The organism is Blautia massiliensis (ex Liu et al. 2021), from assembly GCF_052064225.1.
Taxonomy (GTDB): domain Bacteria; phylum Bacillota; class Clostridia; order Lachnospirales; family Lachnospiraceae; genus Blautia_A; species Blautia_A fusiformis.
On record NZ_JBQHWA010000037.1, the window covers coordinates 13,971 to 27,077 of the forward strand.

At 44.2% G+C, this 13,107-nt stretch carries 7 protein-coding genes and 1 other annotated feature (1 of these 8 cut by a window edge); all 7 genes read left to right on the forward strand.

From position 1 onward, the window contains the following. Positions 1–197 (forward strand) — a binding site (T-box leader) (it extends 25 nt beyond the left edge of the window). 95 nt (positions 198–292) lie between these two features. Beyond that, positions 293–1,312: a phenylalanine--tRNA ligase subunit alpha gene (gene pheS, locus ACTNDQ_RS13135; RefSeq protein WP_044962388.1), complete on the forward strand. Its 1,020-nt coding sequence runs from the start codon at positions 293–295 to the stop codon at positions 1,310–1,312. A 66-nt stretch (positions 1,313–1,378) separates the two neighbouring features. Beyond that, a complete protein-coding gene (pheT, locus tag ACTNDQ_RS13140) occupies positions 1,379–3,796 on the forward strand; it encodes a phenylalanine--tRNA ligase subunit beta (protein ID WP_279200181.1) in 2,418 nt (805 codons plus the stop codon). After that, positions 3,796–4,404, forward strand: coding sequence for a histidine phosphatase family protein (locus ACTNDQ_RS13145; RefSeq protein ID WP_021652918.1), 609 nt, complete (start codon positions 3,796–3,798; stop codon positions 4,402–4,404). Before pheT ends, ACTNDQ_RS13145 begins: the two co-directional genes overlap by 1 nt. A 297-nt stretch (positions 4,405–4,701) precedes the next feature. Continuing rightward, positions 4,702–4,914, forward strand: coding sequence for a ferrous iron transport protein A (locus tag ACTNDQ_RS13150; RefSeq protein ID WP_044962386.1), 213 nt, complete (start codon positions 4,702–4,704; stop codon positions 4,912–4,914). Between the two features lie 132 nt (positions 4,915–5,046). Further along, complete coding sequence (locus tag ACTNDQ_RS13155) at positions 5,047–6,708, forward strand: MotA/TolQ/ExbB proton channel family protein (protein WP_441064811.1); 1,662 nt, start codon at positions 5,047–5,049, stop codon at positions 6,706–6,708. Positions 6,709–6,722: 14 nt separating this feature from the next. Further along, positions 6,723–7,796, forward strand: a complete 1,074-nt coding sequence (locus tag ACTNDQ_RS13160; protein ID WP_278797034.1) for an OmpA family protein — start codon at positions 6,723–6,725, stop codon at positions 7,794–7,796. 41 nt (positions 7,797–7,837) lie between these two features. After that, a complete protein-coding gene (locus ACTNDQ_RS13165; protein WP_441064812.1) occupies positions 7,838–12,829 on the forward strand; it encodes a leucine-rich repeat protein in 4,992 nt (1,663 codons plus the stop codon). Positions 12,830–13,107: the final 278 nt, after the last annotated feature.

Sequence of the window (13,107 nt, forward strand, 5' to 3'; positions counted from 1 at the left end):
AGGATCATTTTCTCACAGAGAAGGGAAGTCACCGGCTGTAAGCTTCCCCGGGTTCAGATGGTTCTTGAATTTCCCACCGGAGCTTCCTCTCTGAAGTAACAGTAGGAGATGACGTAAGCTGCGCGTTAAGCAGACAAGAGGTGCCCGTGATCTTTTCATGGGAAACTGGGTGGTACCGCGGATATTCCGTCCCTTTTATAAGGGACGGTTTTTTTATTGCCCATATCTGGATCTTCGGGGTGGGCGGCGGATCATTTGATCATTTTAATTAAAGGAGAAATAGACCATGGATATGAAAGAAAGACTTCAGGAACTGGCTGAAAATGCCAGAAAACGGATCGAGGAATCCGAGGGCCTGGATAAGCTGAATGATGTGCGTGTTGCATATCTTGGAAAAAAAGGTGAGCTTACTGCAATCTTAAAAGGTATGAAGGATGTTGCTCCGGAAGAGCGTCCGAAGGTTGGACAGCTTGTCAATGAGACAAGAGCTAAGATCGAAGAACTTCTGGAAGCCTCCAAAAAGGATTTCGAGGAGAAGGTCCGTGAGGAAAAAATGAAGGCAGAAGTGATCGATGTAACACTTCCTGCAAAGAAAGCGAAGATCGGTCATCGCCATCCGAATACTATCGCTCTGGAAGAGGTTGAGCGTATTTTCATCGGAATGGGCTATGAGGTTGTGGAAGGTCCGGAGGTTGAGTATGCGGACTACAACTTTACAAAGCTGAATATTCCGGAGGATCATCCGGCAAGAGATGAGCAGGATACATTCTTTATCAATGATTCCATTCTGCTCCGTTCCCAGACATCACCGGTGCAGGCACGTGAGATGGAAAAAGGCAAGCTTCCGATCCGTATGATCGCACCTGGCCGTGTATTCCGTTCTGACGAGGTAGATGCAACACATTCACCTTCCTTCCATCAGATCGAGGGCCTTGTTATTGATAAGAATGTTACGTTTGCAGATCTTAAGGGAACCCTTCAGGAGTTTGCAAAAGAGCTGTTCGGACCGGAGACAAAGACCAAATTCCGTCCGCATCATTTCCCGTTCACAGAGCCAAGCGCTGAGGTTGATGTTTCCTGCTTCAAATGCGGCGGAAAAGGCTGCCGTTTCTGTAAAGGTTCCGGCTGGATCGAAATCCTTGGCTGTGGTATGGTTCATCCGAATGTTCTCCGTATGTGCGGAATCGATCCGGATGAGTATACAGGATTTGCCTTTGGTGTAGGTCTGGAGCGTATCGCACTTCTGAAATATGAGATCGATGATATGCGTCTTCTCTATGAGAACGACAGCAGATTCCTGAAACAGTTCTAAAACAGTGAACACGGATCATGAGTATCCGTCTGACAGTAAATATAGAAAAAAGAAGGGACAACCAAAATGAATACTTCATTATCTTGGATTAAAACATATGTGCCGGATCTGGATGTAACGGCACAGGAATATACAGATGCCATGACCTTAACAGGCACAAAGGTAGAGGGCTTTACAGAGCTGGATGCAGATCTCGATAAGATCGTGATCGGCCAGATCGATAAGATCGAGAAACATCCGGATGCAGATAAGCTGATCATCTGCCAGGTAAATATCGGAACTGAGAGTGTGCAGATTGTAACAGGCGCTCCAAATGTAAAAGAAGGAGATAAGGTTCCGGTTGTTCTTGATGGCGGACGTGTTGCAGGCGGCCATGATGGAAAAATGACTCCCGGAGGGATCAAGATCAAAAAAGGCAAACTCCGTGGCGTTGAGTCCTTTGGTATGATGTGCTCTATCGAGGAACTTGGAAGCACCAGAGAAATGTATCCGGAAGCACCGGAATACGGAATCTATATTTTTCCTGAGGACGCAGTTGTGGGTGAGAGCGCTGTTAAGGCACTTGGCCTTGACGATGTGGTATTTGAGTATGAGATCACTTCCAACCGTGTAGACTGCTACGGTGTTCTTGGAATCGCAAGAGAGGCAGCAGCAACCTTCCAGAAGAAATTCTGCCCGCCGGTTGTAGAGGTTAAGGAAAATGATGAGAAAGCTTCCGATTATGTAAAGGTTACTGTAGAGGATCCGGAGCTTTGCCCGCGTTACTGCGCAAGAGTTGTAAAAAATGTCAAGATCGGTCCGTCCCCGAAGTGGATGCAGAGATGTCTGGCTTCCAATGGAATCCGCCCGATCAACAACCTGGTTGATATCACAAACTATGTAATGGAAGAGTTTGGACAGCCAATGCATGCATATGATCTGGATACTATCGCAAATCAGGAGATCGTTGTACGCCGTGCAGGAAAAGATGAGAAATTTGTCACACTGGATGGCCAGGAGCGTATCATGGATGAGAACGTTCTGATGATCTGTGACGGTGAGAAGGCTGTCGGCATCGCAGGTATCATGGGTGGAGAGAATTCCATGATCACAGACGATGTAAAAACGGTTCTTTTTGAGGCGGCGTGCTTCGATGGAACCAGCATCCGTCTTTCTTCCAAGAGGATCGGACTTCGTACAGATGCATCCGGTAAATTTGAGAAGGGTCTTGACCCGAACAATGCACAGGCTGCAATTGACCGTGCATGCCAGCTGATGGAAGAACTTGGTGCAGGTGAGGTTGTAGGCGGAATGGTTGATGTCTGCAGCGAGACAAGAGAGCCATCCAGAGTAAAATTTGAGCCTGAGAAGATCAACAAGCTTCTTGGAACCAGCCTTACAAAAGAAGAGATGATCGATTATCTTGGACGTGTAGAACTGGCTTATGATGAAAAAACAGACGAGATCGTTGCACCGACATTCCGTCAGGATATCCACTGTAATGCAGATGTTGCAGAGGAGGTTGCAAGATTCTATGGCTATGATAAGATCCCGATGACACTTCCTACAGGAGAGGCTACTACAGGTAAGCTGCCATTTAAGCTTCGTATCCAGGATGTTGCAAGAGATATCGCAGAATACTGCGGATTCTCAGAGGGAATGTCCTATTCTTTCGAAAGCCCGAAGGTATTTGACAAGCTTTGTATTCCTGAGGACAGTGATCTTCGTAAAGTCATCACCATCAGCAATCCTCTTGGAGAGGACTACAGTATCATGCGTACAAGCACACTGAACGGTATGCTGGCATCCCTTTCCACAAACTATAACAGACGTAATAAAGATGTTCGTCTTTACGAGCTTGGAAATATCTATCTTCCGAAGTCCCTTCCGGTCACAGAGCTTCCGGATGAGCGTACCATGTTTACACTTGGAATGTACGGAAAAGGTGATTTCTTTGATATGAAGGGTGTATGCGAGGAGTTCTTTGAGAAGATCGGAATGAAGAAAAAGGTTACCTACGATCCAAACAGCGGAAAACCATTCCTTCATCCGGGAAGACAGGCTAACATGATCTATGAGGGTAAGGTAGTTGGATACTTAGGTGAGGTTCATCCGGCTGTTGCAGATAATTACTCTATCGGAGAAAAGGCATATATCGCAGTGATCGACATTCTGGATGTTCTGGAATTTGCTGGTTTCAACCACAAATATACAGGAATTGCCAAATATCCGGCTGTAACTCGTGACCTGAGCCTTGTAGTTCCCCATGCAGTTCTCGCAGGACAGATCGAGGAGATTTTTGATCAGAGAGGCGGAAATATTCTTGAGAGTTATCAGCTGTTCGATATCTACGAGGGCGCACAGATTGAGAAAGGTTTCAAATCCATGGCTTATTCTCTGGTATTCCGTGCCCATGACAAGACTCTTGGTGAAAACGAGATCTCCGCAGCAATGAAAAAGATCATGAATGGTCTTAACGGACTTGGAATCGAGCTGAGAAGCTGATGCTGATCTACATTGTAAGACATGGCCTGACTGAGTGGAATAAATTAAAAAAGCTTCAGGGTGCAGCGGATGTACCTCTTGCGAAGGAAGGGATCCTTCTTGCAGAAAAAACCGGAGAAGCTCTCCGTAATGTGAAGTTTGATATCTGTTTTACAAGTCCGCTCTCAAGGGCAAAACAGACAGCAGAATATGTTCTGGGGAAACGTGATGTTCCGATCATACCGGATAAGCGGATCCAGGAGATCGATTTTGGTGTGTTGGAGGGTGATCAGGTAAGAGATGCAGATGGCAATTATATCGATCCGCAGATCGAGACTTTTTTCCGTGATCCGGTAAATTTTAAACGACCGGAAAAGGGCGAGGATATTTTTGATGTAATCGCCAGGACAAAGGATTTCTGGGATGAAATAACATCAGATCCGACTCTTGCGGATAAAACAATTCTTGTTGCCTCTCATGGATGTGCAGTCCGTGCTCTTCTTCAGAATGTAGATCCTGATCCGGAGAATTTCTGGAGAGGCTCCGTGCCGCCAAACTGCTGTGTTAATCTTGTGGAAGTAAAGAATGGAAAGACAACGCTTCTGGAAGAAGATAGAGTTTATGCATAGAAAATAATGAGAAACGCAGAATAACTGTAATGGCTGTTCTGCGTTTCTTTTTTTTGCCTGTTTTTATTGGTGGAATTTCACAGGTTATGATTGACTAATTGAGATAAAATGAGATAAAATATATAAAAGTAATGAATGATTCAGAAAAATAAAAGTTAAACTTTGCTAATTATATAAAGATGCAGAATTGTGTTGGAATTATATGAAATCATTTAACCAAGTGCGGATTGCGAATATCCGCCTACGGATAGAGGATAATTACTGATAGTGATGTGATATATGGAATGGGGTGAGTATATGCAGTCATTAAATGAGACAAAAGCAGGGGAAAGCTACACGATCAAGTGGATGACCGGAATGCCGGAGACTATGGAACAGATCAGGCAATATGATGTCAGTGAAGGAAAGACCGTACAGATCATAAGCAGGATACTTGGCGGAGTGATCGTAGGTGTTTGCGGACGCAGGATCCTGATCAGCGATGATGCAGCCTGCCGTATAAAAGTATAAATAGAAAAAAGACGAAAGGACAATTCTTTTGGCGAAGGAATTGTCCTTTCTGGTTGTTTTAGGGAAGATGTTATGATAGTATGGGAACAAAAGAGTAACTTTTTTCAAAAATAAAGACAGGGGAGGCATATTATGGGAAAAAAGTTTATGAATACAGTGCTGTTTCTGGCAGTAACAGTGGCCGCGGCAACCCTGACTGCTTATGTTGGAAAAGGCTCCGGGAATGTGCTGCTTTATAATTTTACATTTCTGGGACTTATGCTGATCATATACGCAGTGGGGCTTTTTGCAGGTTTATATCGGATGGATAACCTGTCAAGAGCACTGAAGCATGGCTCTGGTGAGATCACAGAAGTGTTTCAGCTTCCGGGAAGAGCCAGAAAAGAAGAGATTGGGCAGCTGCGAGGGATTTTCGGTGACCGCTATCTCGACAAAAAGATGGATGATTTTGTTGACAGCATCAGCAGAACGGAAGAAGGGATCGCTGAAGTAGAGGATTTTGTGAATATTGAGGATGTAGATGTACATATCCACAAGAGACTCCTTGAGATGGCTCCGGACATTTTTACAAGCCTTGGTATCCTTGGAACATTTATCGGTCTTGTGTGGGGACTTAAGAATTTCCAGCCCACAGATTATGAAGTGATGACAAGCTCGGTATCCGCTCTTGTAGATGGCATCAAAGTTGCGTTTCTGACTTCCATTTATGGAGTTGCACTTTCTGTTGTGTACACATTTGGGATGAAAAGCGGATATTCTGCGATGTCCCAGGCAATGCAGGATTTTCTGGATCGTTTTCACGCACTGGTGCTCCCTACTGCGGAGAATGAGTCCTGGAATCTCCTTGTTTCCAGCCAGAAGACACAGACAGAAGCCATGAAACAGATGGCGGAACAGTTTTCTGTGCAGATGGCAGATAGCTTTGAGAAAGTGATCACACCTACTTTTCAGAAGATGAATGATTCTCTGGACGTTCTTACCGCATCTGTGACAAAAGGGCAGCAGGATGCGATCCGGGAGATCCTGGATACGTTTTTAAGCGAGATGCATGGTTCCTTTCAGATGCAGTTTGAAGATTTTAATGATGCTCTGGCAGAACTTAAGAAGGTGCAGAAGGAGAATACAGAATATACATCAGAATTGTACAAGACCATGAGCAGTCAGCTGAGTGAAACTTTTACGAAGCAGGAACGTGCCATGAAGGATGCCATTAAGGAAATCGATGAGATGCAGAGCAGTTATATGAAGACTGCAGACCGTATTATCCGGGATAATCAGATGATCCAGCAGCTGCAGAAACAGGATTACGAAAAGTTTGCCCGGCATATGCATGAAAATGAAAAAGAATCCGCAGATCTCTGGAAAAACTGCAATGCATCTATGCGCCAGTATGTGGACAGTGCTGCAGAAGGGATGAAAGCAGTTGCGGAGTCCAATAGGATCAGCGAGGAGCTTCTTCGTGAAGATAAGAAGATGATCGAAGATTTTGAAGCCAGAGTGAAAGAATTTACCGAGAGCCAGAAGATGGTCAATAGTGTTCTGGATGAGGTACGCAGGCTTCTTTCTGAGATCAAGACGGCAAAAAATAACCGTGATATCCATCTGATCGCCGGACAGCCCTGGGGCTATGGAAGCAATGCCGGTATCCAGGAACTTAAGGATAAGCTGACGGGGCTGGAGGATCTTCTGGAAGGACAGGGTGCAAGACAGGAAGCGCTGCTGGATGAGATCGAGCGCAGTATCCGTGAGGCAACGAAGGCAGCACAGAAAAGCCGTTTTGGTTTATTTAAATAAGAGAGGAATTGTCAATGCGCAAAAAAAGAAAGCCGGAGGAGCATGGGTTTAATGTCTGGCGTTCTTATTCGGATATGATGGCAGGAGTTTTGCTGCTTTTTGTTCTGATCATGTGTGTGACACTTTTTCAGGCACAGAAGAGCTATCAGGACAGTCTGAAGGAACGGGATGAAAAAATCGCTCTTCAGGAAAAATATACAGAAGAGCTTCTGGAAAAACAGAATGCGCTGGATGAGCAGGCGGGAACATTAAAGAGCCAGGATGAGCAGATCAAGTCCAAGGACAGGCAGATCAAATCTCAGGATGAAGAACTGTCTTCTCTGGCGGAGAAGCTTGCCAAACAGCAGGAAACGCTTGAGGCGCAGCAGAAAAAGCTGGCCTCTCAGAAAAAGAAGCTTTCCAGCCAACAGGATACACTGAAAGAGCAGCAGTCTGCGCTGGATGAAAAAACAGAGCTTCTGGAAGAGCAACAGGAGAAGATCGACAAGATCATCGGCGTGAAAGCTGAGGTTGTGGAAGCTTTGCAGAAGGAATTTGAAAAAAAGAACCTCAATGTGGATATTGATCCACAGACAGGTGCGCTGACGCTGAATGCCAATGTTATGTTTGATTATGATCAGGCAGAGCTTACCGATTCCGGTAAGATGACATTGTCTATGGTGCTGCCGACATATTGTAAGGTGTTGCTGGATGATTCCTATAAGAAATATCTTGGCGAGATCATTATTGATGGTTATACGGATACAGACGGAGATTACAGTTATAACCTGGAGCTGTCACAGAAGAGGTCTCTGGCGGTAGCGCAGTATCTTTTGGATATTAAGAGTGATTTTCTGAAAGATTCACAGGTTCAGGAACTGAAGGATTGTCTGACAGTGAATGGGCATTCCATGTCAGATCCGGTTCTGGATGCAGAAGGAAATGTAGATAAGGATGCGTCCAGACGTGTAGAGGTAAAATTCCGTTTGAAGGATGAAGAGATGATCCAGGAACTGAATAAGATCATGCAGGGAGATTCTGCAGAGTCCGACAGTACTGCTCAGAAAAAAGAAAAGAATCAGAAAGAAAATCAGGATAATAAGCAGTAATAAAATATGGCTGTTTTATATTTTATTAGGGAGGATTGGGTATGAAAAGAAAACTGGCATTGATGCTGACAATGACGCTTCTGGCTGGCAGCCTGGATTCGGGAATGCTGGTCAGTGCAGCTGATTTTTCAGCAGAAGAGAGTGTGGAACAGGCAGTGGAAGAGGAACTGCAGCCAACTGAGGAAAACGGTGCTGAGGAATTGACGGATGCAGAGGAGGAGCTGCCATCCGATGAGACAAATGTTTCTGAGGCAGAACTGGTTGATGATCCCGGAGAAGACGGATCAGAAATGACAGAGTCCGGTGTGGATGAGGCGGACATTTCTACGGAACTGGAAAAAGAACCGGAAACAGATCCGGAATTGGAAGAGGAGCCGGAAAGTCTGGCAGAAGATCCTGGATCTGCGGAAGTGGAAGAAGCTCAGCTTGAGGATGGCAGTGAAGATGCATTATCTGGAGGTGCGGATAATGCAGGATTTGAATGGAACGGACTGCGATGTATTTCTAACGAAAAAGGTGAGGTTACGATCAAAGCGGTCATTAACGATGACCATTATGATAAGAATAACAATAAGATAAAAAGTGACAGATGCGCTTATGTGAATGGAAACATTCCATCTTCGATCAATGGCAAGCCGGTTGTCCGAATCGATACCGGAGCATTTTCAGACTGTATTAATATGACAAGTCTGAATATTCCGGATTCTGTAAAAGAGATCGGACGAGGAGCTTTTTCCGGTTGTACATCCCTTTCTTCCATCCGCATTCCTGATAATGGGGTGGTGGTAGAAGCAGGTGCATTCGAGCGATGTACAAGTCTTACCTGTATCCATATCCCTGCATCGATGGTCACACAGGGTTATGTGGGTGAGAGTCCGGCGTATCCGGGAATTTTTGCGGGAGATGCAGGTCTGACGACGGTCACCTTTGGAAAAGGGATCACAAAGATTGCCAAAGGCTTGTTTTTGCAGTGTTCCGGTGTGAGAAAGATCGTTGTTCCGGATACTGTAAAAAATATCGAGGCATATGCGTTTCGGAGTTGTTCTGCACTTACGGAAGTGATTCTTCCGGAAGGCCTGGAAAATATTTATAATGGAGCGTTTTCCTACAGTAAGAGTTTGACTTCCGTGAAGCTTCCATCTACGCTGAAATTTCTGGATGTAGGAGCTTTCGGAGATTGTACAGGTCTTACGACGATCAACATCCCACCAAAAATGAAGACCCATGATACCACAGCGGCGAACCGGCAGTGGCCAGGTCCCTTTTATGGCTGTAAAAATCTGAAAAATGTGACTTTGGACAACGGAATGGAGGAAGTTCCAAGAGGGATTTTTTATGCACCCTCCGGTGATATAGGGCTGGAGGAAATTGTGATTCCGGATAGTGTGAAATGGATCGGGTACAGTGCGTTTTTTGGCTGTAAAAATCTCAAAAAGGTGACTCTTTCCAAAAAGCTGGAGGGTATTGATTCAGAAGCTTTTCAGAACTGCAAAAATATGAAATTATCAGAACGCGACCTTCCGAAAACGCTGAAAACGATCCGTGATAATGTTTTTGCTAACTGTACAAGCCTGGAAAATGTTGTACTTCCAGATTCCCTGGAGTATCTTGGAATAAGTGTGTTCTATAACTGCCAGAGTCTGACAGAAGTAAATATTCCGGCTGGTGTGGAGACAAATGGAGCTACAGGAAATTACTATGATATGGGCGGCCCTTTTGCAGATTGCGTGAATCTGAAAAAGGTAACCTTTGGAAAAGGAATCAAGAAAATTGCACAGGGACTGTTTTACCGATGTACGGGAATCGAATCCATAGAGATTCCTTCAACGGTTACAGATGTTGATTATATTGCATTCGGAAGATGTATAAATCTGCAGAAAGTTGTGATCAACAGCGGACTTAAAGTTTTGTGGAAACAGGCGTTTTACAAGTGTGAGAAGCTGGAAAACCTTGCATTACCTTCCTCTGTGGAGAAAATCAATGAGTATGTTTTTGAGGATTGTAAATCACTGAAATGGGTTATGATTCCGCCAAGTGTAAAATCAATGGCATGGTATAATGATATTACATATTTGGATGAAGATAAGATTTTTGTTAATGTTTCATCCGACTTTGCAATAAAAGGTTCTACAGGTTCTTTTGCGGAAGCTTACGCGAAAAAATTCTCCATACCGTTCGTTTCAGTGGGAGTCACAGAGAAAACAACCTTTAAGATCACATTTGATAAAAATGCGAAGGATGCGAAGCTTGCGTCAAAGTATAAGAAAAAGACGGTTACAAATAAATGTGCGTACGGAAAACTTCCGACGCCGTCCAGAAAGAATTATTATTTTCTGGGGTGGTATACAACACCGAAGGAAGGCGGAAAAAGGGTTACTGCAGGTACAAAGGTCAATTTGAAACGCGATCAGAAGCTTTATGCTCACTGGGCAAAGGCGGATTTGACGAAGGCAAAGATTTCTGTAGGAAACTGTACCTGGAATGGGAAACCGAAAACACCGAAGGTTACAGTGAAGTTCTATGGACAGACTTTAAAAGAGAAAACGCATTATACGGTTTCTTATCCTTCCAAAAAGAATATAGAACCTGGTAAAGTGATCGTCACGATCAAGGGTAAGGGCGTTTTTGCAAAATCCAAAAGTAAAAAGGCAAGCTTTAATATTGTAAAGGCAAAACAGACAATCAAGACAAAGAATGTCATTTTTAATGTGACAGAGACTGGAAAAACAAAGAATTTAAGTGTTTCTGCAAGGGAAAATCCAAAGATTAGTCTGTCCAGTGATTTTTCAGGAATTACAATAGTTAAAGGGAAAAAGCAGGTAACGTTGAAAAAACCAGGCGTTGCAACTATTACAGTACGAGCAGCGGAAACAAAACATTATAAAGCAGCATCTCAAAAAATGAAGGTTGTTTTGCAGGGGCGTCAGAATATTAAGCTTGTTTCCAAGGCTTTAAAGAATGATGGAAAGAACAGTTATACGATATCCAGTGATAACTTCAATCAGCCGATCAAGATATCAGTTCTCGGAGGAGCAAAATATTCCTGCGCAGTATCAAATTCCGGAAAAACAGCGGCGTGGTATGAAAGCGGCAAAGGTCTGATGGTGAGAGGCCAGGGCAAAGTTGTTGTGACGGTTACTACGAAGACAAGTGCAGATCAGGTATACCTGGCTTCCAAGAGAGTATTTACGATCAATCTGACAGGAAAAGCCCAGAATAGTGATTGGGTATTTAAACAGGATAGTGATGGAAAAGTGATCCTGATGAAATATACCGGAAAGGCTGTGAATGTTACAGTTCCTACGACGATCACGATCGGAATGAAAATGGTTCGGGTAAAAGGACTTGGGGACAGTGTTTTTGAAGGACAGAAGATCCAGAAGGTTGTGATCGCAGAAGAGGGTGTTCTTACTATTGGTAAAAAGGCGTTTAAGAATTGTACTGCACTGAAATCGGTTTCTCTTAACCGTAAGACCGTATCTATTGGTGCGGAGGCTTTTTCCGGCTGTAAATCGTTGACTTCTATTGATCTGCCGGATGGTCTGAAAGAGATTTCCGCAAGTCTGATGAAGGGGTGTAGCTCGCTTTCAGGTTCTGTCTATATTTCGAAAAATGCCAAGAAGATCGGTAGCAGTGCATTTGATGGCTGTGCTAAGATCCGTACGGTAATGGTGTATTCCAATGTGACCAGTGTTGAGGCAAATGCATTCAGAGGCTGCAATAATATTAATAAGGTTTATTATGCGGGGCCGAAATATAAATGGGCTCAGATTAAAATCGCAGGTGGCAATGAGAAGCTGACAGCGAATGTGGTCTTTAATGCAGGTGGTGGTGTTGATTCCAGCGTGGATACGAAGCTTTCAACGGATGATCTTTTCAGAAAGTATCCGGAGTTTCTGAACAATGCCGGTTTTGACAAGGTTACAGGTGATCTTCAGGGTGAGATGTTTGATGCGTTAAGTGCGGATACCAGTGCTACTTCGGGCTTTGGCACTTCAACATATTGGGCTACGGTTAAATCCAATATGCTGAACGGATTTGCGTATTCGATGTGTAATCTGTTTAATAAGGCGTATGGGACGGATTTTTCAGATGATAAACTGAAACAGAGTCTGGCTATGGAGCTTATTGTGGAAACTGCGGAGAGTTCTATGCTGACGTATGGTAACGATACTTTGGCAGAGGCTTATGATATCATTCATAATACAAAGGATCTTTCGGATCATTTCTTTGAAAATGGTGACACGAAATATCAGCTGGCTATGAAGCTGGAGGGTGTGACGCAGTATAGCAGAACTGAGCTTAATGATATGCTTGATTGGTTTTACAAGAAAAACGATAAAGGGGTTTCCAGGTGGGATACCATTGATAAAACTTTTAACAGTGCAGATGCTATTATGAGTGCTGGAGATTATCTGATGAATTTTCTGACGTTGGTTACGGTTGGAAGGGATTGCCTTGACAGACTGAGTTATCGGCTGCAGGCGGATTCTTCTTTGAAGAGGGGAATCGATCTTTTGAAGCAGTATTATGACCAGCCGCTGAAAACTCTGATGGTGGATTATGCGTCAGACAGGTGTATGAAGAAAGTGAAGAAGATGATGATGAAGTCATTGACGAAGGTTCTGGATACAGTATGGACTCATAAGGGGTATACTGGCAGCTGTTATGTTGAGCTCGCGGAGATGATCTTTAAAGTTACCGGTACGATGATTCCCGGACCGACGATCGAGGGTTATAAGCAGGCATGGGTTTCGGTGTCAAATACGATGACTTTGAGAAATTCTGCTATGCAGCTTCGGAATGAGATCATTCAGGCGAAGAATAATGGTGGAGCTTCGAATCAGCAGATCGGGGATTATCAGCTACTGATGAGGACTTATCTGACTTGCCTGAAGAAGTCCGGGGGATATGTGGCGTCAGTTGTGAGGAATCCGTATGTTATGCAGGGGCATTTGGCTCGTTATGATAGTGCGTTGAATTATGAAGCTTATATTTCGGGATGTAAGTCTAATGCAGTGTATGGGAAGTGATTGAGGTTTAACTGGATCAATTAAGTCCTTTGCGGGGCTGCGAAAAGCGATAAGCTGTGGAGCAGTTATTCGGTTATGAGCAAGTAGCGAAGTGGATTGTGGATATCCGCTTGACATTTGTTCTTTTTGCTCTGGTGTCTGGCAGTGTTGTATTTGCTGGGCACCGGGGCTTTTTTGTTGGAGGTATAGAGGGACGCCAGAGGAAGGTGGCATCGGTCCGGGCAGGGACTCCGTCGGGGGATACTACTAGGGCTCCGTGAGACGGCTAAAAGCATTGC

Excerpts from the sequence above, each read along its gene's own strand:
- pheT (WP_279200181.1), top strand. The coding sequence starts at position 1,379 with ATGAATACTTCATTATCTTGGATTAAAACATATGTGCCGGATCTGGAT.
- ACTNDQ_RS13150 (WP_044962386.1), top strand. The coding sequence starts at position 4,702 with ATGCAGTCATTAAATGAGACAAAAGCAGGGGAAAGCTACACGATCAAG.
- ACTNDQ_RS13155 (WP_441064811.1), top strand. The coding sequence starts at position 5,047 with ATGGGAAAAAAGTTTATGAATACAGTGCTGTTTCTGGCAGTAACAGTG.
- ACTNDQ_RS13160 (WP_278797034.1), top strand. The coding sequence starts at position 6,723 with ATGCGCAAAAAAAGAAAGCCGGAGGAGCATGGGTTTAATGTCTGGCGT.
- pheS (WP_044962388.1), top strand. The coding sequence starts at position 293 with ATGAAAGAAAGACTTCAGGAACTGGCTGAAAATGCCAGAAAACGGATC.
- ACTNDQ_RS13145 (WP_021652918.1), top strand. The coding sequence starts at position 3,796 with ATGCTGATCTACATTGTAAGACATGGCCTGACTGAGTGGAATAAATTA.
- ACTNDQ_RS13165 (WP_441064812.1), top strand. The coding sequence starts at position 7,838 with ATGAAAAGAAAACTGGCATTGATGCTGACAATGACGCTTCTGGCTGGC.